Origin of the sequence: Amycolatopsis sp. MEPSY49, from assembly GCF_051337345.1 — a bacterium.
Taxonomy (GTDB): domain Bacteria; phylum Actinomycetota; class Actinomycetes; order Mycobacteriales; family Pseudonocardiaceae; genus Amycolatopsis.
In genome coordinates this window covers 305284-327630 of sequence record NZ_JBDLYJ010000008.1, presented here as the reverse complement: position 1 = coordinate 327630, position 22347 = coordinate 305284, and the positions used below count along the sequence as shown (strand labels likewise).

Here is a 22347-nt window from a genome sequence, read left to right as displayed (position 1 = left end):
CTCACTATCTCGAAGGAGCCGCCCGTGACCGTGACGCTCAAGGACGTCGCCACGCTCGCCGGAGTGTCGGTGAAGACCGTGTCCAACGTGGTGAACGGCTATGCCTTCGTCAAGCCGGAGAACCGCCGGCGGGTCGAGGAGGCACTGGCGGCGACGGGCTACCGGCCCAACGTCGGCGCGCGGAACCTGCGCCGCGGGCGCACGGGGTTCCTGGCGCTGATGGTGCCGGAGCTGTCGATCCCGTACTTCGGCGAGCTGGCCGGCTTGGTCATCACGGCGGCGCAGAAGCGCGGCTGGAGCGTCCTGATCGAGCAGACGCAGGGGACGCGGTCCAGGGAGCGCGAGACGCTGTCGTCGCTGGGGCCGCACCTGGTGGACGGCGCGCTGGTGCACCCGGAAGCCCTGGAGGCGGCGGATTTCCCCTCGCCGGGGGAGATCCCGCTGGTGATGCTGGGCGAGCACGCGGTCGACGTGCCGATCGACCACGTGGCGATCGACAACGTCCTGGCGGCGCAGACGGCGGTGTCGCACCTGGCGTCTCTGGGCCGGACGCGGATCGCGGCCATCGGCCGAAACCCTTCTCGTGGGACGTCTTCGCAGCGTCTCGCGGGGTACCGGGCGGGCTTGGCCGCGGCGGGTCTGTCCTATTCGGACACGCTGGTGGCGCCGGCGGAGAAGTGGCACCGATCGGTGGGTGCGGCGGCGATGAAGTCCCTGCTGGCTTCGGCCGCGCCGCCGGACGCGGTGTTCTGCTTCAACGACCTGCTCGCGATCGGCGCGTTGCGGGCGGTGGCGGAGCTGGGACTGCGGGTGCCGGAGGACGTGGCGATCGTGGGGTTCGACAACAACGAGGAGAGCGCGTTTTCGTTGCCGTCGCTGACGACGATCGCCCCGGACAAGACGGCGTTGGCCGAGGCGGCGATCGACCTGGTGCACCGGCGGGTCACGGGGGACAAGGGGCTGCCACCGCAGGACATCCAGACACCGTTCGCGCTGGAGGTAAGGGAGAGCACGAGCGGGCGCTGAGCCCAGAAAAAAGAAGCTGGGTGGTCATCCCGTCGCCTGAGGCCGTCAAATCACTTTGAGCCGGGCCCGCAACGGACTGCCCGAGGCGAGGGATCATGCCGGGCTTGCGGGCCCGGCTCAAAGTGATAGGCCTCGTTCAGGCGACGGGATGACCATCCAGCGGCCCACCTCGACGAGGTGACGAGACTCGGAAAGCCCCGGTCATCCCGGAGCCTGCCCGTCCGGCGAGGACAGTTTTTGCTTTTGCTTTTGCCGCGGCGGAGAACCCGGCTTTACGGGTCCGACCTCGCCCGCCCCTCCGTTTGGATTGTCGACTGAACTGCGGCTTGGTATGAGGGGCGGGGGAGGTCTGGTTAGCTCGTGGTCGGGTTTCCTTGCCGGCTGCCGGTGGGGTGCCGGCTGCTGGGTGCCGGTGGGTGCTGGCTGCCGACTGCCGGTGGGATGCCGGATGTCATGAATGACTCTTTCATGTCGTCAGGCGACATGAATGACCCTTTCATGTCGTTGCGGCTCGGGGTCAGCGGCTCGGCCAGTGCCAGCTTGGGCGGTCCAACCTCCCCTGGCCCACCAGCTTTGTCTCGCCGCCCTCCTTCTCCAGCTCCAACGCTCCCACCTCGGAAACCTCCGACAACGCCCGGATCAGCGAATACGCGTGCGACACCACCACCAGCTGCATCTCCTTCGCCGCCGTGGCGATCAGCGCCGCCAATGCCGGCAGCAAGTCCGGGTGCAGGGATGTCTCCGGCTCGTTCAGTACCAGCAGCTCCGGTGGCCGCGGGGTCAGCAACGCCGCCACCCACAGCAGGAAGCGCAGCGTTCCGTCCGACAGCTCCGCCGCCGACAGCGGCCTCAACAGTCCGTGCTGGTGGAAGCGGATCGACAACACTTCGTCCTGGGACTCCACCGACACCCGTGAACCCGGGAACGCCGCGTCCACGACCGCCGCCAGCTCCGAAGCGCGGCCGATCTCGATGATCGTCTGCAGGGCCGATGCCAGGTCCGCGCCGTCGTGTGACAGGACGAACGTTCGCGTGCCCACCCGGGACTGGCGGGCCGGGGCCGCCGCGTCGGTGCGGAAGTGGTCGTAGAAGCGCCAGGACCTGATGCGCTCGCGGATCACCAGGAGCTCCGGGCACGCCCGTGGGTCCGCGAACTCGCTCAGCATGCTGTCCGTCAGCCGGATCCGGAACGTCTCGGAACCCCAGCCGCCCGACGAGACCCGCGTGCGGACCGCCGGACCCGCCCGGTCCGCCAGCAGGGCCGCCGGGCGCAAAACCGGTCCCGCCCACACCGCCTCGCGCTTGAACTCCGGGTCCAGGTTGAACATCGTCTCGCCCGGGACCGGCAGGCCCAGGTCGAGCGCGTAGCCGAACTCGTCGCCCGCGAACCCCAGCCGGAGGCCGACCGGCTTCGTGCGCACCGTGCCCTGGACTCGCTTGCCCGGGCGCGCGCCGTTCTCCGGACCGGCCCACAACGTCGACGGCAGACCACCCTCGCGGGCGAGCGCCGCCACCGCGCCGTTGCGGGACGCGTCCGCCAGCAGCCGCAGCGCGCGGTACAGGCTCGACTTGCCGCTGCCGTTCGGGCCCGTCACCACCGTCAGGCCGGACAGCGGCAGCACCAGGTCGCGCAGCGAGCGGTAGTTCTCGACGGCCAGCGTGGTCAGCATCCCCCGAACCTAGCCGCCACTCCCGACAGTTCGGATTCGTCCGATCTCTGTCCCGTGTAGTCGTTGACATTCACGCGCTCGAACAGCAAGAATCAGCCGTCGTCGATCCTATAGGATCCATGGTTCCCACTAAATGAACCGTGGTCGTCCGATGTCTCCCCCGACCTCGAAGGAGTGGTCATGGCAGCACGCGGCAGACGGGCCCTGGGTGCCCTCGCCGGCCTGACGGTGATCGCCGGCCTGCTCACGGCCCCCGCGGCGGCAGCGGCCGAACAACAGCAACCGGTGGCCCAGAAGCCTTACCTGGGCTGGAGCAGCTGGAGCCTGGAGTCGACGAACTACCCGGGCGTCAACCCGACCGGCCCGGCCAGCTGGCTCACCGAGGCCCACGTCCTCCAGCAGGCCGACGTCCTCGCCGCGAAGTTCAAGCAGCACGGCTACACCTACGTCAACATCGACGCGGGCTGGTCGAACGGCTTCGACGAGAACGCCCGCCCGGTCGTGAACCCGACGACGTTCCCGGACGGCATGAAGTACGTCGCCGACTACGTCCACAAGAAGGGCCTGAAGCTCGGCTCGTACCTGGCCGTCGGACTCGACCTGAAGGCCTACAACGACGGCAACTCCCCCATCGCGGGGACCACGAACTGCCACACCCGGGACCTGGTCTACCCCGACCTGCGCAAGACCAACGGCTGGGACTCCGCCTACAAGATCGACTTCACGAACCCGTGCGCCCAGTCCTACGTGGACTCCGTGGCGCGGCTGCTGGCCGGCTGGGGCGTCGACTTCCTCAAGCTCGACGGCGTCGGCCCCGGCTCCTTCAAGGGCGGCGACAACTACACCAACACCTCCGACGTCGAAGCGTGGCACAAGGCCATCGCCAAGACCGGCCGCCCGATGGAGTTCGTGATCTCGTGGGCGCTCAGCCACCGCCAGGCCGACGTCTGGCAGGCCAACACGAACGGCTGGCGCGTCGACACCGACGTCGAGTGCTACTGCGACACCCTCGTGACCTGGGACAACTCGGTCAAGCAGCGCTGGAACGACGTCGTGCAGTGGATTCCCGACGCTGGCCCCGGTCACTGGAACAACCTCGACTCCGTCGATGTCGGCAGCGGCAAGATGGACGGCCTCACCGAAGCCGAGCGCCAGAGCTACATGACGCTCTGGGCGATCGAAGCCGCGCCGCTCTACCTCGGCGACGACCTGACCCAGCTCGACGACTACGGCGTCAAGCTGCTCACCAACGACGAGGTCATCGCGGTCAACCAGGCCGGCATCCCGGCCAAGCCGGTGAGCCAGACGACCGACCAGCAGGTCTGGTACAACCGCAACGCCGACGGCAGTTACACCGTGGCGCTGTTCAACCTCGCCGCGACGCCGGCCCGCGTCTCCGCGGACTTCGCGCAGCTCGGGATCACCGGTCCGGTCGAGATCCGCGACCTCTGGGCACACAGGACCGTCAGTTCCGCCTCGGCCGACCTGCCGGTGCACGGTTCCCGCCTGTTCAAGGTCACCCCGCGCGACCGCACCGCCCTGGCGGCCCCGGCCGTCGTGCGCGGCACCGCGGCCACCGGCACCAGCGTCTCGCTCGCCTGGGACGCCTCGAAAGGCGCGCAGAGCTACGACGTCTTCGCGAACGGCCGCAAGGTGACGTCGACCAGCGGCCCGAACGCCACGGTCACCGGTCTCCGTTCGTCGACGGACTACGACTTCACGGTGGTCGCCAACCAGCGCTACGGCAGGCCGTCCGCACCCAGCAAGAAGATCGGTGTCACCACCCCCGCGGTCGACGGCCCGAAGGCCTACGAAGCCGAGAACGGCAGCCCGCAGGGCGGCGCGACCGTCTACGACTGCGCGTGCAGCAACGGCAAGAAGGTCGGCTACCTCGGCGGCAGCGGGTACGTCGTGCTGCCGACGGTCACGGCGGCCAAGGCCGGCACCTACCTGATGCAGTTGTCCTATGTGGACGGCGATTCCAGCCGGACCGGCATCGTCACGGTGAACGGGACGTCGTTCCCGCTGCCGGTCGCCGGCAGCAACGACAACGACTGGAACACGCCGCAGACCGTCACCGTCCCGGTGTACCTGCGGGCCGGGGCCAACACCGTCCAGATCGGCAACCAGGCAGGCTATGTCTACGACGTCGACAAGATCACCGTCTAGGGGCCGGGACGCGCCGATCGCGTGGCTGCTCATCAGCCCCGCGCTCGGCGGGTTCGCGGTGTTCTTCGCCTACCCGACCCTGCGCGGGCTGTACCTCAGCTTCACCGAGTTCCACGTCCTGAGCGACCCGCGCTGGATCGGGTTCGGCAACTTCGAGCAGCTCGTGGCCGACGGCGAGTTCTGGCACTCCCTGCTCGTGACGGTCTACTTCGTCGCGCTGTCGGTGGTCCTGGGCGTGCTGGTTTCGCTGGTGACGGCGGTGATCCTGCACCGGCTCGCGGTGTCGGCCACGATCCGCGGGCTGATGATCCTGCCGTTTCTCATCTCCGGCGTGGTCACCGCGCTCGTCTGGTCGTGGATGCTCGACCCGCAGCTCGGCATCGTCAACCTCCTGCTCACGAAGGTCATCGGGGAACCGGTGCTGTTCTTCGGGTCGGGGGCCTGGGCGGTGCCGACGCTGGCGGGGCTCAACATCTGGAAGTCCATGGGCTACAACGCGGTGCTGATCTTCGCCGGGCTTCAGACCATCCCGTCCACTGTGTACGAAGCGGGCCGGATCGACGGCGCGAGCGAGCTGCAGATGTTCCGCCGGCTCACCGTCCCGCTGCTGCGGCCGATCCTGGTGATGGTCGTGGTGCTGACGGTGATCAGCTCGTTCCAGATCTTCGACATCGTCCAGGTGACCACCAAGGGCGGCCCGGCGAACGCGTCGAAGGTGCTCCAGATGTACATCTACGACAAGGCGTTCGGCCAGTTCGACTTCGGCTACGCGGCGACCATGTCGCTGGCCCTGTTCGTGCTGCTGGCCGCCGTCACCTTCGCCCAGCTGAAGCTGGCTCGCGCCGGCGAGTCCGACACCAACTAGGAGGGACCGTGCGGCGGATCTCCCCGGGCCGGGTCGTCGCCTGGGCGTACCTCGTGCTCGTCCTGGTCGTCACGATCTTCCCGTTCTACTGGATCGTGCGGACCGCGCTGTCGAACAACTACGCCCTGGCGACGGACCCGTCGTCGCCCGGCCCGGTGGGCTTCACGCTCGGCGCGTTCGAACGCGCGCTCGGCCTGGCGTCCCCGGCCGAAGCCGCGGCGCAGGGCGGGTCGGCCGCGTCCATCGACCTGCTGCTCGCGCTGCGGAACTCGATCGTCTACGCGGTGCTGCTCACCGTCTGCACGGTGTTCTTCTCCGCGTTGGCCGCGTTCGCCTTCTCGCGGCTGCGGTGGCAGGGCCGCAACGCCGTGTTCGCGGTGCTGCTGAGCGCGCTGATGGTGCCGCAGGTGCTCACGCTGCTGCCGAACTTCGTGCTGATCAAGGACTTGGGCCTGCTCAACAGCTTCGGCGGGATGATCCTGCCGACCGCCTTCTTCTCGGCTTTCAACATCTTCTTCCTGCGCCAGTTCATGCTCGGGCTCAGCACCGAGATCGAAGAGGCGGCGATCATCGACGGCGCGGGTCCGCTGCGCGTCTGCTTCCGGATCGTCCTCCCGATGAGCGCCGCGCCGATCGCCACTCTTGCGCTGCTGACGTTCATCACCACCTGGAACGACTACCTGTGGCCGCTGCTGGTCGCAGGCGACGACACCGTGCGCCCGCTCACCCTGGCGCTCGCGGTGTTCAAGCAGTCCTCGCCGCAGGCGGCGCTGGACTGGGCCGGCCTGATGGCCGCCACGCTCATCGCCGCGCTGCCGATGCTGCTGCTCTTCGTGGTGTTCGGTCGCCGGCTGGTCAATTCCATCGGCTTCACGGGGTTGAAATGACGGATCTCCTGCTGTCCTGGCCGGACCCGGCCGCGGACTGGACCGAGGCGATGCCGGTCGGCAACGGCCGGCTCGGCGCGATGGTCTTCGGCGGCGCCGGCCGCACCCGGATCCAGGTCAACGACGCCACGGTCTGGTCCGGCACCCCGGACGGCCCGGCCGCCGCGCTGGCCGATGTCGACGCCGGACCGGCGCGGCTCGCCGAGGTGCGGGAAGCCGTGTTCGCGAAGGACTTCCGGCGGGCCGAAAGCCTGCTGATGGGCTTCGAGGGCCCGTACAGCCAGGAGTTCCTGCCCTATGTGGACCTTTGGCTGACGCTGCCCGATGGCACCTCTCACGGCCGGACGCTCAACCTCGACAACGGCGTCGCCACCGAACGGCTGACCATCGGCGGCCGCGACGTCGAGCGAACGGTCTGGGTGAGCCGGCCTGCGCAGGTCCTGTGCGTCGCGCTGTCCGGTTTGAACGAGGTCGACGTCGATGTGTCGACACGGCTGCGGGAGGTGTCGCGGGACGGCCTGGACCTCGGCATCGAGTTCCCGATCGACGGCGCGCCCCGACATGAACCTCAGGTCGAGGAGCCGCTGCGGTACGGGACTGTCCAGGGCTATGACCCGTTCGGCGCTGTCGCCGTCCGCGTGGCCCGGACCGACACGCGGGTCCTGATCGTCCTGGCCAGTTCGACCAGCGCGTACGACGCCTGGATCGGCGACCGCCAGCACACCCGGGACGAACACCGGCGACGCGCGGCCGTGCTGGCCGAGCAAGCGATCGCGGCGGGCGCGGCGGAACTGCGCCGGGCGCACGAAGCCGACTTGTGGCCCCTGCTCAGTGCGTCTTCGCTCCGGATCGGGGAACGGCGGGGCGGCACCCACGACGTCGCCGAACTGCTGTCCGGAACGGACGAGCAGCTCACCGCGACCGTGCTTTTCCAGTACGGCCGGTATCTCCTGGCGTCAGCGTCGCGGCCGGGGGCGCCGCCGGCGAACCTGTCGGGCATCTGGAACGACGACCTCCGCCCGGCCTGGTCGTCGAACTACACGATCAACATCAACACCCAGATGAACTACTGGGCCGCCGAGACGACCGGGCTCGGCGAGTGCCACCAGCCGCTGTTCGAACTGCTCGGCAAGCTCGCGGTCACCGGCGCCGACGTCGCCCGCGAGCTGTACGGCACCCGCGGCTGGGTCGCCCACCACAACACCGACCCGTGGGGCTGGGCGCTGCCGCCCGGAATGGGGCACGGCAACCCGTCGTGGGCGCTCTGGCAGCTGGGTGGTGCCTGGCTCGTCCAGCACGCCTGGGACCACTACGACTTCACGCGCGACCTCGGCTTCCTGGCGACGACGGCGTGGCCGCTGCTGCGCGGCTGCGCCGAGTTCTGCCTGGACTGGCTCGTCGAACGCGACGGCTTTCTCGAGACGTGCCCGTCGACGTCCCCGGAGAACCTGTTCCTTTCCGAAGCCGGGACCAAGGAGTCGCTGACGCACTCGGCGACCATGGACGTCGCCCTGATCCGCGCGGTGTTCGAGCGCAGCCTCGCGGCGATGGACGCGCTCGGGGCGCACGACCCGCTGTACGCCGAGATCGAGGCCGCGCTGCCACGGCTGCGTCCGCTGCCCGTGCTGCCCGACGGCCGGCTGGGGGAGTGGGCCGAAGACCTCCCCGAAGAGGACTCGACGCACCGGCACCTGTCCCACCTGGTCGCGCTCTACCCGCTCGGGCTGATCGACGCCGTCGCGACGCCGGACCTCGCGGAAGCGGCCCGGCGGGTCATGGACCGGCGCGGACCGGGGGCGATGGGCTGGTCGTGGGCGTGGAAGATCGCGCTGCGCGCGCGGCTGGGCGACGGCGAGACCGCGCGGAAGCTGCTGAGCGAGGCCACCCAGCCGTTCACCGGCGACCGCCACCGCGATGCTCCGGTCGACGGCTCGGAGTGGGGCGGGCTGCTGCCCAACCTGTTCAGCACGCACCCGCCGTTCCAGATCGACGGCAACTACGGCTTCCCGGCCGGGCTCGCGGAACTGGTCCTGCAGAGCCAAAACGACGTCGTCACGCTGCTGCCGGCCCTGCCCGCGCAATGGCCTGGCGGGGAGGCGCGGGGACTGCGGTGCCGCGGCGGGCTCGCGGCCGACGTCGAGTGGCGCGACGGCGAACTGCGGTACGCCGTCCTGCGGCGGCTGTCGGGCGACCCGGCGGAGCCGGTGCGGGTGCGCTACCGCGGCCGCGAAACCGTGCTGCGGCTGCGGACCGGCGAATCGACCGTCCTGAAAGGACTGTGATGCTCACCGACCTGCCCCTGGACGCGCTGTGGGAGTACCGCAGCGACTACATGGCGCCGCCGGACTTCGACGAGTTCTGGGCGTCGACGCTGACCGAAGCCCGCGACCACGACCTCGCCTTGCGGCTGACGCCGGTGGAGGCGCCCCTGCGCACCCTCGAAGTGTTCGACGTGACCTTCTCGGGATTCGGCGGGCATCCGCAGCGCGCCTGGCTGCGACTGCCGCGCGGCGCCGAGGAGCCGTTGCCGGCGATCGTCCAGTTCCACGGTTACGGCGGCAGCCGGGGAAGCGCTCTCCAGGAGCTGCACTGGGCGTCGGCCGGGTACGCGCACCTGCAGGTCGACGTGCGTGGCCAAGGCGGGGTGACGCCCGACCCGGTGGGCAGCGGACCGGCGTACCCCGGCCACCTGACCCGCGGCATCGACAGCCGCGAAACGTACGTGTACCGGCGGATCTTCACCGACGCGGTCCGCGCGGTCGACGCGGCGAGGGCGCTGGAGCAGGTCGACCCGGCGCGGGTGGCGGTGCTCGGCAACAGCCAGGGCGGCGGCATCGCGCTCGCGACGGCGGGGCTTGTCCCGGACGTCGCCGCTCTGCACGCGCAAGCTCCGTTCCTGTGCGACTTCCGGCGCGCCAGTCTGATCGGCGGCGAACGGCCTTACGTCGAACTGTCCCGATACCTGGCCGAGCACCGGGACGCGGCCTCGCGGGTCTTCGAAGTGCTGTCCTATTTCGACGGTGTCGGCTTCGCTTCACGGGCGACGGCACCGGCCTGGTTCAGCGCCGGGCTGATGGACGGCATCGTGCCGCCGTCCACGGTGTTCGGCGCCTACCACGTCTACAAAGGACCGAAACGGCTCGCCGTCTGGGAGTACAACGGCCACGAAGCCGGTGGCGCCGACGACGTTCAGGCAGTGCTCGAAGGATTCCGGACCATCCTCCACCCCCACGGGAGCTGACATGAAGATGCGCGTAGCGGCCGCCGGTCTGGTGGCCGCGCTCGGAGCGTTGACGGCCGCCTGCGGTGGCGGCTCGGCGAGCGGGAGCGGCCACACGGTCAACTGGTGGACCTGGGACGACAAGCAGGCCGCGGCGTACCAGACGTGCGCGTCGGCGTTCGAGAAGGCGAACCCCGGCACCACGGTGAAGATCACGCAGTACAACGTGGACGACTACTTCACCAAGCTGACCGCCGGGTTCGTCGGCGGCACCGCGCCGGACGCGTTCCAGAACAGCGTCCAGTACTTCCAGGCCTACGCGTCGCAGCACCAGTTGCTGCCGCTGGACGACCTGATCGGCCGCGCCAAGTTCGACCTGAAGAAGTTCTCCGTCGGCGTCGACGCGTGGAAGTTCACCGACGGCAAGCAGTACGGCCTGCCGCTCGACTGGTCCGCGACCGGCCTGTACTACAACACCGACGCGATCACCAAGGCCGGCTACACCCCCGCGGACCTGGCGAAGCTGACCTGGAACCCCGACGACGGCGGCACGTTCGAGAAGGTCGCGGCGCACCTGTCCGTGGACAGGAACGGCGTCCGCGGCGACCAGCCCGGGTTCGACAAGGACCACGTCGCCACCTACGGCACCGGTCAACTGGCGAGCCGCGACTTCATCGGCGAGTCCACGTGGAGCTCGTTCGCCATGACCACCGGCTGGCGGATGGCCGACAAGCAGTCGTGGCCGACGACGTTCACCTACGACGACCCGGTGTTCGCCAGGACCTTGAGCTGGGTGCGGTCGCTGGCCGACCGCGGGTTCGCGCCGAAGATCGGCACGTTCACCACCGGCGGCCAGGCGAGCATCAGCGACACCGACCTGCTCGGCTCCGGCAAGGTGGCGATGGAAACGGCGGGCTCGTGGACTGCGGGGACGTTCGCGAAGCTGCCCGGGGTCAAGGTCGGCATTGCGCCCACCGTGCTCGGGCCGACGGGCAAGCGCGCGGTGCTGTCCAATTCGAACGGGAACAACGTCTGGGCCGGCACGAAGAACCCGGACCTGACCTGGAAATGGGTTTCCTACATGGGGTCGCCTGAGTGCCAGTCGGCGGCCGGGGCGTCCGGCATGTTCTTCCCGTCGATCCCGGCATCGATGGACGCGGCCGCGACGGCCATGAAAGGCCGGGGCGTCGACCTTTCGGTGTTCACGTCGATGCTCAAGGACGGCACACTGGTGCCCGCCGTCGTCTACGGCAACGGCGCGGCGCTGCAGGACGCGGAGCGGCCGCTGTTCGAGGCGTACTTCGCCCACCAGCGCGACGCCGACGTGTTCGCGGAGATGGCGTCGAAGAGCCGATCGGTGCTGGGCAAGCAGTAGCCTGTAGGCACGACACGAGGGGAGCCAGGGTGGCCGCCGGACGAAGGCTCGAAGCCCTGCCGAGCAGGCAGGTGCTGGCCGACGGCGTCTACGAGCAGATCCGGGCGCTGATCATGAACGACGGCATCGAGCCCGGCGCGCGCGTCAACATCGACGAGATCGCGCGCGAGCTGGGCGTGTCGGGCACGCCGGTGCGCGAGGCGCTGGCGCGGCTGGAGTCCGAGGAACTGGTCAGCCGGCTGCCGCTGCGCGGGTACCGGGTGACGGAACTGCTCGACCGCAAGGAAGTCGACGACATGTACGCGCTGCGGCTGCTGCTGGAGCCGCCGTCGGCGGCCTTGGCGGCGGCGGCGATGTCGGACGCGAACGTGGCTTTGCTCGAAGCCGAGCTGGCGACGTGCCCGGCCGCCCCGGCAGTGGACGCGTACAGCGACTACAAGGCGTTGACGGCGCACGACCAGCGGCTGCACGAGCTGATCCTGCACCTGGCCGGCAACGTGGCGGTGGAGCAGGCGTTCGCGCGGACCCACTGCCACCTGCACTTCTTCCGGCTGAACTACAACCAGCCGTTCGGCGAGCAGACGATCACCGAGCACCGGGTGATCGTGGACGCGCTGATCGCGGGGAACGCGGCGGCGGCGAGGAAGGCGATGACCGACCACCTCGAGGTGGCGCGGGATCGCCTGCTGTCGCGCCTGTGACGCACGAAGGCCGCACCGGGCGTACCCGGTGCGGCCTCCCCCGACGACGTCGAACTCCGGTCACTTGACCGGCATGGTCACTTCGTAGACGCGGGTCGGCGCCTTGCGCGCGCCGGTGAAGCCGTTGGCCCACAGGGATTCCACCTGCGAGGACTCGTCGGCGTTCGGGTTCGCGTTGGTGCACGACGGCCCGGGGCCGCCGCCCGACATCAGCTCCGAGCACGGACCCTCGTAGTGGTCCGGCAGGCCCAGCGCGTGGCCGGTCTCGTGCGCCGCGATGCGGGTCTGGTTGTACTGCTCGGCCTGCGTGTAGTCGATGAAGATCGTGCCGCTGCCGTGGCCGTCGGTCTGGGCGTACGAGCCGCGCGGGTCGTTGCCCTCGGTGTAGTGCAGCGACGCGCCCGAGGAGCTCTCCTGGAGCTTGACGTTCGACACCGCCGCGTTCCAGTTGGCCGCGCCCGCGTTGATCACGTCGCGGAAGGTCGGGGCGTCCGAGGTGTCGTAGTAGACGATCGTCGCCGCTTCCGGCGCCGCCATGGCGGGCGCGGCGGTCAGCGGGGTCGCGATCATCGCCAGTGCGACGGCGGCACCGGGCAGCAGGTACTTCCGGGACATCGGGACGACTCCTTGCCGTGGGGAATTTGCCGGGTTTGCGCGCGCTGGGTGTCGAACTTACAAACTCGCGCGGCTCTTGTGACCCGACTTTCGTACTGCAAGGCGAACGGTGATTTACCAACCGACGGGGTCCGCCAGGGGTATCTCACCATCGGACAGCCATGAGCCGCGCCACGTCAGATCGTCCCTGACCAGCTGTTTTCCGCAGGCGTCGCACTTCTCGCCCGGCCGGGTCAGCTCGCCGCAGGCGCAGTGGACCAGCTGCATCGGGCCGTGCGCGGTTTCCGACGAAGTGTGGGCGTCGCCCCACGCGCCGAGGGCGTGCAGCACCGGCAACGCGTCCGAGCCGGCCTTCGTGAGGCGGTACTCGTACCGCGTCCGGCCGCCGTCGCGGTAGGGGAGCTTGGTGAGCAGACCGCGCTCGACGAGCTTCGCCAGCCGCGTCGTCAGCACGTTGTCGGCGATGCCGAGCTGAGTGCGGAAGTCCTCGAACCGGGTGGTGCCCGCGGTCGCGTTGCGCAGGATCAGCAGCGTCCACGGCTCGGCGAGGACGTCGGCGGCACGGGCGATCGGGCAGGAGGCGTCCTCCCAGGTGATGCGGCGGCTCATGAGTGTGATCCCTCCTACCTGGCTTGCTCCGAGCAAGTCTACGCCGTACAGTCGGCCGTAGCTAGCTTGCAACGAGCAAGCCAGGCGCGAGAGGAGCTCGTCATGGAGATCACGGGTGCGGTGGCGCTGGTCACCGGAGCCAACCGGGGGCTCGGCCGGCAGTTCGCCGCCGCTCTTCTGGCGCGCGGTGCGGCGAAGGTCTACGCCGCCGCGCGCAATCCTGAGTCCGTCGACCTGCCGGGCGTGGTTCCGCTCCGGCTCGACGTCACGGACCCCGAGTCGATCCGCGAGGCTGCCGCGCAAGCCGGCGACGTCACGCTGCTCGTCAACAACGCGGGCTCGTCCACCGGGTCGTCGCTGCTCGGCGGTTCCCTCGACGACATCAAGCTCGAGATGGACACGCACTACTTCGGCACCCTCGCCGTGACGCGCGAGTTCGCGCCGATCCTCGAGCGCAACGGCGGCGGCGCGGTCCTGAACGTGCTGTCGGTGCTCTCGTGGTTCACCTCGCCGCAGGTCGCCGCGTACTCGGCGGCGAAAGCGGCGGCCTGGTCGCTGACCAACGCGCTGCGCCTGGAGCTGGCGCCGCAGAAGACGCGGGTGACCGCGCTGCACGTCGGCTACATGGACACCGACATGGCCAAGCACGTCGACGGCCCGAAGGTCGACCCGGCGGTCGTGGCCGGGCTCGCCCTCGACGGCGTCGAGCAGGGCCGCTTCGAGGTGCTCGCCGACGACGTCAGCCGGAACGTCCGGGCCGGGCTGTCGGGCGACCTCGCGGGGCTGTACCCGGCGCTGGCCTCCTGAGTCCACATCGGACGGTGTCGGCCCGCTGAACGGGTTCCCGCTCAACGAGAGCCCACCGGGCCCTACAGGTTCGTATTGACCGGGACGGTATGTCGACTTAGCGTTTTCCGACAGTAAGGAAACTTTCCTAACTGTCGGAGGTCCTCATGCACAGACCCCGGGCGATCGCCATGGCGATCGCGGCCGTCGGCGCCCTTCTGGCGGCACCGGCAGCCGCGAACGCCGCGACAGTCACCTACGAAGCCGAGAACGCCACCATCACCCAAGGCGCGGTCAACTCCGACCACGCCGGGTTCACCGGCACCGGATTCGTCAACTACGACAACGTGACCGGCTCGGCCGTCCAGTGGTCGGTCTCGGTCGCCGCGGCCGGCGGCACGTCGCTGGGCTTCCGGTTCGCCAACGGCACGACGACCGCCCGGCCGATGACGATCGCCGTCGACGGCACGACTGTGGCGACACCGTCGTTCGCCGGGACCGGCGCCTGGACGACGTGGGTCACCACGACGGTGACGGCCACGCTGGCCGCGGGCACGCACACCGTCCGGGCCACCGCGACGACCGCGAACGGCGGCCCGAACGTCGACTCGCTGATCGTCGGCGACTCCGGGGGTGGTGGCGGTGCACCGAGCGCGTCCGAGCTGCTTTCGAAGCTGACGTCGTGCAGCCAGATCTCCAGCGGCAAGTACAAGACGGATTCCGAGACGAGCCGGACGATCCCGGTCTGCGGGCTCTCCGACGCCGTCTTCTGGAAGGCCGACATGGACATCGACTGCGACGGTCAGCGGACGTCGCAGTGCAACGAGAACACCGACTGCTGCTTCCAGGCGGACACCGCGTTCCACCAGTCCGACGGGAAGCCGCTGAACGCGGCCACGCTGCCGTACGTGGTCGTGCCGAGCCCGAGTAGCACGTGGGACTACCGGAAGTTCGGCATCGCGGGCGCCGGCGTCGTGGCGGTGATCTACGACAACCAGGTCACCTACGCCGTGGTCGGCGACACCGGGCCGACCGACATCATCGGCGAGGCGTCGTACGCGACGGCCAGTTCGCTGGGGATCAACCCCGACCCGTCGAACGGCGGAACCGATTCCGGCGTCACCTATCTGTTCTTCAAGAATTCCCGGGTGACCCCGATCGAGAGCCACGCCAACGCCGTGAGCGCCGGGGAAGCGCTTGCGCGGCAGTTCGTGAACAACCACTGAACGTCCGTTCCGGGGTCCTTTCGGGGACCCCGGAACACGGGCGCCGGAGACCCGGGCGTATGAATGGCCGGGTGCCGGAGAGCGTCGAAGCCGGAAACGGCCGAACGAGGAACCGCTGGGGTGAGGGCGAACGGCTGCGCGGGGAGATCCTGGCGGCGGCCGGGCGGTTGCTGGCCGAGCTCGGCGGGGAAGACGGCCTGACGATCCGCGGCGTGGCCCGCGCGGTCGGCATCGCCCCGGCCAGCATCTACCAGCATTTTTCCGACCGCGCGGAATTGGTGCGCGGGCTGTTGGACCACGAATACGCGCGGCTCGCGGAATCGATGCGCGCGGCGGAGGAGACGCTCGGCGAAACCGACGTCGTCGGCCGCGTCCGGGCGCAGATTCACGCGTACTGCGCGTTCGCGATGGAGAACCCGGGTCATTACCGCTTGATGCTCGCGAACGGCGCGTCCCGCCCGGAGCCCGGCGCCCGTGCGGAAGGGCCGTTGCTGGACGTGATCGACCGGCTGACGGCGGGGTTCGAGCGGTGCGTCGAGGCCGGCCACGCGCTTCGGGTGACACCGGGCCGCGCGGCGGCGGTGGTGTTCGTGGGCGCGCACGGGCGGGTCGCGTTGTTCCACAGTGTTTTGAACCGGACCGGGGCCGAGTTGGTCGAGCCGTTCGTGGACGAGCTGGTGTCGTTGGTGTTCGCTTGACCGCCGCTTTCGGGGGTCACCCAGGCCGGACGCGGAACTCGTTGCCGTCCGGATCCGCCAGTACGACGGAGCCGTCGTCGCGGGTGTCGCGCCGAGTGGCGCCGAGGGAGAACAGCGCGTCGACCGCGGCCCGCTGGCCGCCGTCGGCCGGGAGCAGCTCGAAGCGCTGCCGGCTCGGCGCCACGGGCGTGCCGTCCCATACGTCCCAGGCGACTTTCGTCCCGCCGCGCGGTGACTGGATCGCGGTCTGCTCGCCCTGGTCCCACACCAGGGGCCAGCCCAGCGCCTTGCTCCAGAACAGGCCGGCCTGCCGGGTGCCGGCGCAGGTGAGCTCGCCCAGCGGGCCGCAGCCGGCGAGGTAGCCGTTGCCGGGCTCGATCACGCAGAACTCGTAGCCCGCCGGGTCGGCGAGGACGACGTGTCCCTCCTCGGGTCGCTGCCCGACGTCGACGTGGCGGCCACCGAGCTTGATCGCGTTGGCCACGGTGTGCCGCTGGTCGTCGAGGTCGGCGCTGGTCAGGTGCAGGTGCATCCGGTTCGCGCCGGTTCGGCCGGCGCGGCCCGGTACGAACCGCAGGCCGAGCTGGGTGCCCGCGCCCGGTAGCAGCACACCGCCGTCGTCCTCGACGATCTTCCGGCCGAGCAGCTCGGCCCAGAAGCGTGCCGGTTCGGCGGGGTTGTCCGCCTCGAAGGTCACCGCCAGCAGTCGCGAAGGCATCACCGGAACGTAGACACCGCCCCCGCGGGGCGGCAAGGCAATATCGGACCGGCGGTGGCGAAGTCCCCGGAAGATGCTTAGCATAGCTATGTAAATTTCCGGCAGCTTCGGGAGGTATCCGGTGGACGGCGTGCCCACGTTTCCGATGACCCGGCAGTGTCCCTTCGACCCGCCCGTCGAACTCGGCGAGCTGCCTCCGGTATCGCGCGTGCGGCTGTGGAACGGCAGCACGCCGTGGCTGGTCAAGCGCTATGACGACGTCCGCGCGGTGCTGCGCGACTCGCGGGTCAGCGCCGACTCCGACCGGCCCGGTTATCCGCACCAGAGCGCGGCTTCGGCGGCCCGGCGGCAGCGCGCGAAGTCGTTCATCACGATGGACGGCGCCGAGCACGCGGCCCAGCGGCGCCTGCTGACCGGCGACTTCCTGGTGAAGAAGATGGAGGCGCTGCGGCCGGCGATCCAGCGCATCGTCGACGACCTCGTCGACGAGCTGCTGGCCGGCCCGAAACCGGTCGACCTGGTGACGGCGTTCGCGTTGCCGGTGCCGTCGCTGGTGATCTGCGAGCTGCTCGGCGTGCCCTACGAGGACCGGGAGCTGTTCCAGGACATCACGAAGGTGATGGTGTCCCGGACGGCGACGCCCGCGGAAGCCGTCCAGGCGACCGAAGAACTGCTCGCGTACCTCGGCGGCCTGGTCGAGCGCAAGGCGTCCGCGCCGGGCGACGACGTCCTGAGCAAGCTGGCGGTGTCCCAGTACGCGACCGGCCGCATGAGCGCGGAAGAGGTCGCGTCGATGGGCCAGCTGCTCTTGGTGGCGGGCCACGAGACGACGGCGAACATGATCGCGCTCGGCACGGTGGCGCTGCTGGAGCACCCTTCGCAGCTCGAGCTGGTACGCGCCGGCGACGCGGACCTGCTGCGCCGGGCGGTCGAGGAACTGTTGCGCTACTTGAACATCACGCACACCGGACGTCGCCGGGTGGCGGTCGAGGACATCGAAATCGGCGGCGAGCTGATCCGCGCGGGCGAGGGCCTCATCGCGGCGGGCGACGCGGCCAACCGCGACGGCGCGGTGTTCGCCGACCCCGACCGCCTGGACGTGACGCGCGAAGCCCGCCACCACGTGGCCTTCGGGTACGGCGTGCACCAGTGCCTCGGCCAGACGCTGGCCCGGGTGGAGCTGCAAGTGGTGTACGGGACGCTGTACCGGCGCATCCCGGGGCTCCGGCTCGCGGTGCCGGTCGAGGAACTGGCCTTCAAGGACGACATGCTGGTCTACGGTGTGCACTGCCTCCCGGTCACGTGGTGAGCGGCTTGCGCATCAGGACGCACGTGGTCTCGTAGCGGCGGGTCGAGCCGTCCGGTGCCTCTTCGTCCCAGCTCTCGGGTGCCTTGCCGTACGCGGTGTAGCCGAGCCGTTCGTACAGCGCCTGCGCGCGCGGGTTGTCCACCTCGACGCCCAGTTCGGCGTGTCGCAGGCCGCGGGCGCGGATGCGTTCTTCGGCGGTGAGCACCAGGGCGGTGCCGATTCCGCACGACTGCAGGGCGGGGTGCACCGCCAGCTGCCCGATCGTCCCCGCCTCCGGGTTCGCGCGGTAGTCGATCAGGCCCTTGCCGACGGGGAGCCCGGACCGCGCCGCGCACGCGGCCAGGTACTCCGCCTCGCCGAGGGGGACGCGCGCGAGCTGCCGGGCCACGTGCTCGAGGTGCAGCCGGGACCCCGACCAGCCGCACTCCGGCAGGTCGGCTTCCGTGAGGTCGCGGATGGTCAGCGGGACCACGATTTCAGAGCGCACGCTGCAGCGTATCGAGATCACCGGCCAGCCGGTGCCGGATAAAACGGGCGCGGTCGGCGTCGTCGTCCTTGCGGGGCACCATCTCCACCAGCATGATCAGGTCGAGGTACACCCGGTACAGCCCGAGCCGCGCCCACACCGGCATGCCGAACCGCACCGGGCCGCCCGCCGCGCGGTAGCCCTCGAGCAACCCCGGGTCCAGGTCGCGGAACAGGCCCAGGGAGACGAACTCCGCCACCGGGTCGCCCCAGAACGCGCGCTCGGCGTCGATGATCCCGGACAGGCGGCCGTCGTCGAGGAGGATGTTGCCGTCCCACAGGTCGAAGTGGACCAGCACCGGCGTCTCGACCAGCTCCAGCAGCGGCTCGTGCCGGCGGACCAGGTGCGCGATCTCCGCCGCCGGGCGCGGGAGGTGGACGCCGTAGCGGACGGCGTCGGCCAGGACCGCGTCCGCCATCGCCGTGAACGCCTTCGGCCACGTCGGGTGCAGGGGATCCTGCGGGTAGCCGAAGCCGTCGCCGGTGGCGGTGTGCAGCCCGGCCACGACCTCGCCCAGCGCGCGGTGCGGCCGCGGCCCGTCGGCGACCTGGGACCACGGGACGCCCGGCAGCTCCGTCATCAGCAGGAAGCCCGGCCCCGCCCCGACCACGGGCGGGAGCGGCCCCGACGCCAGCCGGTAGTACTCCGCTTCCGTGGCCAGGAGGTCGTGTTCGTAGGTGAGCCCCGGGCCGGACGGCGCGATCTTCAGCACCAGCCGCCGTCCGTCCGCGAGCTTCAGGCGGATCGCCGTGTTGTACGTCCCGCCGCCGATGTTCTCGGCCGCCACCACCGAAGCCGGGTCGATGCCCGATGCCGTCAGTTCCGCGCGCACCCGGCCGAGTCTGCCACTAGCCGCCCAGTTTTTCCCGCGCGTCGGCGAGATCCTCGGCGGTCGGCGCGTCGTCCTGCGTCAGCTTGCGGCGCCAGTAGCCGGTGAACTCGATGACGCTCTTGTCGAGCCCCCGCTCGTTCACGAGGTGGCGGCGCAGCGCCCGCACCATCCCCGCTTCGCCCGCGAGCCAAGCCGCCGATCCCGGCCCCAGAGCGGCGCCGCGGACGGCGTCGAGCAGCTTCGCCCCGTGCGGTGCGCCGTTCCGGTGCAGCCAGTGGACCGGCAGCGGCTGCTCCTCCGCCGCGTCGGCCACTTCGACGAACGCGACGGCGTTGTCCACTTCGGACAGTATGGTGGCGATGGCGGGCACCGCGGTCTCGTCCCCGGCCAGCAGCAGGGTGTCCGCTGTGGACAGTGGGCGGCGGTAGGCGGCGTCCGGGCCGTACCGGCCGAGGACGGCGCCGGGAGCCGCCGTCCGGGCCCACGCCGTCGCCGGGCCGTCGGTGTGCCCGGAGTGCAGCACGAACTCGACGTCGATCGTGTCGCCGTCCCGCGAGCGCACCGTGTAGCTGCGCAGCACCGGCCGCTCGTCCTCGGGGATCGCGAGGAACGCCTGGTACCAGCGCATGACGTCGCCGTCGTCCGGCGGCAGCCGGACGGGCCGGCCCGGCGGCGGGAACAGGAGCTTGAGCTGCTGGTCGGGCCACGGGTCCAGCTCCCGCAACCCGTCGCCGGTGAACGTGACGCGCACGGTGCGCGGCGTCGGGCGCCGCACCGCCGTCACTTCGAGCAGGCCGGTCGGGTTCACGGCTTCCCCAGGTATTCGCGCAGGTGGCGGGCCGTCAGCGTCGAGGCGTTCTCGACGAGGGCCGCCGGGGTCCCTTCGAAGACGACCCGGCCGCCGTCGTGGCCGGCGCCGGGGCCGAGGTCGATCAGCCAGTCGGCGTGGGCCATCACGGCCTGGTGGTGCTCGATGACGATCACCGTGTTGCCCGCGTCGACGATCCGGTCGAGCAGCGCGAGGAGCTGGTCGACGTCGGCGAGGTGCAGCCCGGTGGTCGGCTCGTCGAGGATGTACGTCGACCCCTTCTCGGCCATCCGGATCGCCAGCTTGAGCCGTTGCCGCTCGCCGCCGGAAAGCGTGGTCAGCGGCTGTCCGAGCGTCAGGTAGCCGAGGCCGACGTCGGCGAGGCGGTCGAGGACGACCCGCGCGTTGCCCGTGCCGAAGAACTCCCGCGCCTCGGCGACGGACATCGCGAGGACCTCGCTGATGTTCTTGCCCCGCAGTTCGAACGTGAGCACCTTGGGTGTGAACCGCTTGCCCTCGCACTCTTCGCAGACCGACGCGACGCCGGCCATCATCGCCAGGTCCGTGTAGATGACGCCGAGCCCCTTGCAGTGCGGGCAGGCGCCTTCGGAGTTGGCGCTGAACAGGCTCGCCTTGACGCCGTTGGCCTTGGCGAACGCGGTGCGGATGGGGTCGAGCAGGCCGGTGTAGGTCGCCGGGTTGGACCGCCGGGAGCCGCGGATCGCCGACTGGTCGACCACGACGACGTCGTCGCGGTGGGCCAGCGAGCCGTGGATGAGCGACGACTTCCCCGAACCCGCGACGCCGGTGACGACGGTCAGCACGCCGAGCGGGACGTCGACGCTGACGTCCCGCAGGTTGTGCAGCTTGGCGCCGGTGATGGAGACGTGCCCGGTGGGCTTGCGGGGCTGGGCGCGCAGGGTGACCCGGTGGTCGAGGTGGCGGCCGGTGAGCGTGCCGGACGCGCGCAGGCCGTCGACGCTGCCGGTGTAGCAGAGCCGGCCGCCGTCGGCGCCCGCGCCGGGGCCGAGGTCGACGACGTGGTCGGCGATCCGGATCGTCTCCGGCTTGTGCTCGACGACGAGGATCGTGTTCCCCTTGTCCCGCAGGCACAACAGCAGGTTGTTCATCCGCTCGATGTCGTGCGGGTGCAGCCCGACGGTCGGCTCGTCGAAGACGTAGGTCACGTCGGTGAGGCTCGATCCCAGGTGCCGCACCATCTTCACGCGCTGCGCCTCACCGCCCGAGAGCGTCGCGGATTCGCGGTCGAGGGAGAGGTAGCCGAGGCCGATCTCGACGAGCGAGTCCAGCGTGTCGCGCAGGTTGCCCAGCAGCGGCCGGATCGACGGCGCGTCGAGGCTCCGGACGAACTCGGCGAGGTCGCTGATCTGCATCGCGGCGCAGTCGGCGATGTTCTTGCCGTCGATCTTGGCCGACAGCGCGGCCTGGTTCAGCCGCGCGCCACCGCATTCGCCGCAGGTCTTGAAGGTGGCGGCCTTCTCGATGAACGCGCGCAGCTTCGGTTGCAGCGACTCGACGTCCTTGTGCAGGTAGAGCCGGCGGACCTTCACCGCGAGACCTTCGTAGGTGACGTTGGTCTTGCCGACCTTCACCTTGCAGGAGTCCTTGTGCAGCAGGGCGTCGAGCTGCTCCGGCGTGAAGTCGCGGATCTTCGCGTCGGGGTCGTAGAAGCCGGAAGAGAGGTAGGTCTGCACGTACCACGTGTCCGGGGTGAAGCCCGGGACCTGGATCGCGCCGTCGTTCAGGGAGAGGTCGAAGTCGAGCAGCGCGTTGACGTCGAGGTCGGAGACGCGGCCGAGGCCCTCGCAGGCCGGGCACATGCCCTCGGGCAGGTTGAAGCTGAACGCGCCGGACGTGCCGACGTGCGGTTCGCCGAGCCGCGAGAAGGCGATCCGCAGCATGGCGTAGGCGTCGGTCGCGGTGCCGACCGTGGAACGCGAGTTGGCGCCCATCCGCTCCTGGTCGACGACGATGGCCGCGCTGAGGTTCTCCAGCAGGTCGACGTCCGGGCGTGACAGGCTCGGCATGAACGACTGGAGGAAGGCGCTGTAGGTCTCGTTGATCAGCCGCTGCGACTCGGCCGCAATGGTGCCGAAGACCAGGGACGACTTGCCGGAGCCGGACACGCCCGTGAACACCGTGAGCCGGCGCTTCGGGATGTCCAGGTCGACGCCGGTCAGGTTGTTCTCCCGGGCCCCCCGGACCTCGATCACGTCGTGGGTGTCGGCGGCCCGCCTGGGTGAGGTCATACCGTCCTTCTTGATACTTTAGGCTGTAAGGTGATTGT

At 70.2% G+C, this 22347-nt stretch carries 20 protein-coding genes; 12 read left to right on the top strand and 8 right to left on the bottom strand.

Going from position 1 to position 22347, the window contains the following annotated elements; genetic code table 11:
* Window positions 1–24: 24 nt before the first annotated feature.
* Window positions 25–1026, top strand: a complete 1002-nt coding sequence (locus tag ABFJ78_RS32665; protein WP_436390559.1) for a LacI family DNA-binding transcriptional regulator — start codon at window positions 25–27, stop codon at window positions 1024–1026.
* A 517-nt stretch (window positions 1027–1543) separates the two neighbouring features.
* On the opposite strand, the gene ABFJ78_RS32660 is transcribed toward ABFJ78_RS32665, so the two are convergent.
* A complete protein-coding gene (locus ABFJ78_RS32660; RefSeq protein ID WP_436390557.1) occupies window positions 1544–2695 on the bottom strand; it encodes an AAA family ATPase in 1152 nt (383 codons plus the stop codon).
* Window positions 2696–2875: 180 nt separating this feature from the next.
* On the opposite strand from ABFJ78_RS32660, the gene ABFJ78_RS32655 reads away from it, so the two are divergent.
* The 7 genes from ABFJ78_RS32655 to ABFJ78_RS32625 are packed head-to-tail and all read left to right on the top strand — an operon-like array spanning window position 2876 to window position 11912.
* Window positions 2876–4864 carry a fibronectin type III domain-containing protein gene (locus ABFJ78_RS32655; protein WP_436390555.1) on the top strand — a complete coding sequence of 663 codons (1989 nt, stop codon included), beginning with the start codon at window positions 2876–2878 and terminating at the stop codon, window positions 4862–4864.
* Window positions 4833–5729, top strand: coding sequence for a carbohydrate ABC transporter permease (locus ABFJ78_RS32650; RefSeq protein ID WP_436390553.1), 897 nt, complete (start codon window positions 4833–4835; stop codon window positions 5727–5729). The genes ABFJ78_RS32655 and ABFJ78_RS32650 overlap by 32 nt, the downstream gene beginning before the upstream one ends.
* Before the next feature lie 8 nt (window positions 5730–5737).
* Window positions 5738–6616, top strand: coding sequence for a carbohydrate ABC transporter permease (locus ABFJ78_RS32645; protein WP_436390551.1), 879 nt, complete (start codon window positions 5738–5740; stop codon window positions 6614–6616).
* Window positions 6613–8898: a glycosyl hydrolase family 95 catalytic domain-containing protein gene (locus tag ABFJ78_RS32640; RefSeq protein ID WP_436390549.1), complete on the top strand. Its 2286-nt coding sequence runs from the start codon at window positions 6613–6615 to the stop codon at window positions 8896–8898. The genes ABFJ78_RS32645 and ABFJ78_RS32640 overlap by 4 nt, the downstream gene beginning before the upstream one ends.
* On the top strand, window positions 8898–9857 hold the full coding sequence (locus ABFJ78_RS32635) for an acetylxylan esterase (RefSeq protein WP_436390548.1): 960 nt from the start codon (window positions 8898–8900) through the stop codon (window positions 9855–9857). Before ABFJ78_RS32640 ends, ABFJ78_RS32635 begins: the two co-directional genes overlap by 1 nt.
* 1 nt (window position 9858) lies before the next feature.
* The gene (locus tag ABFJ78_RS32630) at window positions 9859–11211 is read left to right on the top strand and encodes an ABC transporter substrate-binding protein (RefSeq protein WP_436390546.1); all 1353 of its coding nucleotides are present in this window, start codon (window positions 9859–9861) and stop codon (window positions 11209–11211) included.
* 29 nt (window positions 11212–11240) lie between these two features.
* Complete coding sequence (locus tag ABFJ78_RS32625; protein ID WP_436390544.1) at window positions 11241–11912, top strand: GntR family transcriptional regulator; 672 nt, start codon at window positions 11241–11243, stop codon at window positions 11910–11912.
* Between the two features lie 60 nt (window positions 11913–11972).
* Here ABFJ78_RS32625 and ABFJ78_RS32620 read toward each other — a convergent pair whose 3' ends face one another.
* Both ABFJ78_RS32620 and ABFJ78_RS32615 read right to left on the bottom strand, forming a co-directional pair.
* Complete coding sequence (locus tag ABFJ78_RS32620) at window positions 11973–12527, bottom strand: snapalysin family zinc-dependent metalloprotease (RefSeq protein ID WP_436390542.1); 555 nt, start codon at window positions 12525–12527, stop codon at window positions 11973–11975.
* Between the two features lie 114 nt (window positions 12528–12641).
* On the bottom strand, window positions 12642–13136 hold the full coding sequence (locus tag ABFJ78_RS32615; protein WP_436390540.1) for a winged helix-turn-helix transcriptional regulator: 495 nt from the start codon (window positions 13134–13136) through the stop codon (window positions 12642–12644).
* A gap of 102 nt (window positions 13137–13238) precedes the next feature.
* Between ABFJ78_RS32615 and ABFJ78_RS32610 the strand changes: the two genes are divergently transcribed.
* The 3 genes from ABFJ78_RS32610 (at window position 13239) to ABFJ78_RS32600 (ending at window position 15846) form a co-directional block, all read left to right on the top strand.
* Window positions 13239–13943: an SDR family oxidoreductase gene (locus ABFJ78_RS32610; RefSeq protein WP_400902248.1), complete on the top strand. Its 705-nt coding sequence runs from the start codon at window positions 13239–13241 to the stop codon at window positions 13941–13943.
* 146 nt (window positions 13944–14089) lie between these two features.
* Window positions 14090–15148, top strand: coding sequence for a glycoside hydrolase family 75 protein (locus tag ABFJ78_RS32605; protein ID WP_436390538.1), 1059 nt, complete (start codon window positions 14090–14092; stop codon window positions 15146–15148).
* Window positions 15149–15282: 134 nt separating this feature from the next.
* Entirely contained in the window at window positions 15283–15846 is a 564-nt protein-coding gene (locus tag ABFJ78_RS32600; protein WP_436390737.1) for a TetR/AcrR family transcriptional regulator, read from the top strand.
* Window positions 15847–15862: 16 nt separating this feature from the next.
* On the opposite strand, the gene ABFJ78_RS32595 is transcribed toward ABFJ78_RS32600, so the two are convergent.
* Window positions 15863–16564, bottom strand: coding sequence for a VOC family protein (locus tag ABFJ78_RS32595; protein ID WP_436390536.1), 702 nt, complete (start codon window positions 16562–16564; stop codon window positions 15863–15865).
* 145 nt (window positions 16565–16709) lie between these two features.
* Between ABFJ78_RS32595 and ABFJ78_RS32590 the strand changes: the two genes are divergently transcribed.
* Window positions 16710–17873 (top strand): cytochrome P450, encoded by a 1164-nt coding sequence (locus tag ABFJ78_RS32590; RefSeq protein ID WP_436390735.1) that lies wholly within the window; start codon window positions 16710–16712, stop codon window positions 17871–17873.
* Here ABFJ78_RS32590 and ABFJ78_RS32585 read toward each other — a convergent pair.
* From ABFJ78_RS32585 to ABFJ78_RS32570, 4 genes are read right to left on the bottom strand one after another with little or no spacing between them, the layout of a single operon-like run.
* Window positions 17863–18360, bottom strand: a complete 498-nt coding sequence (locus ABFJ78_RS32585; protein WP_436390534.1) for a GNAT family N-acetyltransferase — start codon at window positions 18358–18360, stop codon at window positions 17863–17865. The two genes, ABFJ78_RS32590 and ABFJ78_RS32585, sit on opposite strands and share 11 nt — an antisense overlap.
* Window positions 18350–19231 carry a phosphotransferase family protein gene (locus tag ABFJ78_RS32580; RefSeq protein ID WP_436390532.1) on the bottom strand — a complete coding sequence of 294 codons (882 nt, stop codon included), beginning with the start codon at window positions 19229–19231 and terminating at the stop codon, window positions 18350–18352. Before ABFJ78_RS32580 ends, ABFJ78_RS32585 begins: the two co-directional genes overlap by 11 nt.
* A gap of 16 nt (window positions 19232–19247) precedes the next feature.
* Window positions 19248–20039: a siderophore-interacting protein gene (locus tag ABFJ78_RS32575; RefSeq protein ID WP_436390530.1), complete on the bottom strand. Its 792-nt coding sequence runs from the start codon at window positions 20037–20039 to the stop codon at window positions 19248–19250.
* The gene (locus ABFJ78_RS32570; RefSeq protein ID WP_436390528.1) at window positions 20036–22309 is read right to left on the bottom strand and encodes an ATP-binding cassette domain-containing protein; all 2274 of its coding nucleotides are present in this window, start codon (window positions 22307–22309) and stop codon (window positions 20036–20038) included. The genes ABFJ78_RS32575 and ABFJ78_RS32570 overlap by 4 nt, the downstream gene beginning before the upstream one ends.
* Window positions 22310–22347 lie beyond the last annotated feature (38 nt).

Excerpts from the sequence above, each read along its gene's own strand:
- ABFJ78_RS32610 (WP_400902248.1), top strand. The coding sequence starts at position 13,239 with ATGGAGATCACGGGTGCGGTGGCGCTGGTCACCGGAGCCAACCGGGGG.
- ABFJ78_RS32590 (WP_436390735.1), top strand. The coding sequence starts at position 16,710 with ATGACCCGGCAGTGTCCCTTCGACCCGCCCGTCGAACTCGGCGAGCTG.
- ABFJ78_RS32615 (WP_436390540.1), bottom strand. The coding sequence starts at position 13,136 with ATGAGCCGCCGCATCACCTGGGAGGACGCCTCCTGCCCGATCGCCCGT.
- ABFJ78_RS32620 (WP_436390542.1), bottom strand. The coding sequence starts at position 12,527 with ATGTCCCGGAAGTACCTGCTGCCCGGTGCCGCCGTCGCACTGGCGATG.
- ABFJ78_RS32605 (WP_436390538.1), top strand. The coding sequence starts at position 14,090 with ATGCACAGACCCCGGGCGATCGCCATGGCGATCGCGGCCGTCGGCGCC.
- ABFJ78_RS32660 (WP_436390557.1), bottom strand. The coding sequence starts at position 2,695 with ATGCTGACCACGCTGGCCGTCGAGAACTACCGCTCGCTGCGCGACCTG.
- ABFJ78_RS32570 (WP_436390528.1), bottom strand. The coding sequence starts at position 22,309 with ATGACCTCACCCAGGCGGGCCGCCGACACCCACGACGTGATCGAGGTC.
- ABFJ78_RS32650 (WP_436390553.1), top strand. The coding sequence starts at position 4,833 with ATGTCTACGACGTCGACAAGATCACCGTCTAGGGGCCGGGACGCGCCG.
- ABFJ78_RS32640 (WP_436390549.1), top strand. The coding sequence starts at position 6,613 with ATGACGGATCTCCTGCTGTCCTGGCCGGACCCGGCCGCGGACTGGACC.
- ABFJ78_RS32595 (WP_436390536.1), bottom strand. The coding sequence starts at position 16,564 with ATGCCTTCGCGACTGCTGGCGGTGACCTTCGAGGCGGACAACCCCGCC.
- ABFJ78_RS32630 (WP_436390546.1), top strand. The coding sequence starts at position 9,859 with ATGAAGATGCGCGTAGCGGCCGCCGGTCTGGTGGCCGCGCTCGGAGCG.
- ABFJ78_RS32635 (WP_436390548.1), top strand. The coding sequence starts at position 8,898 with ATGCTCACCGACCTGCCCCTGGACGCGCTGTGGGAGTACCGCAGCGAC.
- ABFJ78_RS32655 (WP_436390555.1), top strand. The coding sequence starts at position 2,876 with ATGGCAGCACGCGGCAGACGGGCCCTGGGTGCCCTCGCCGGCCTGACG.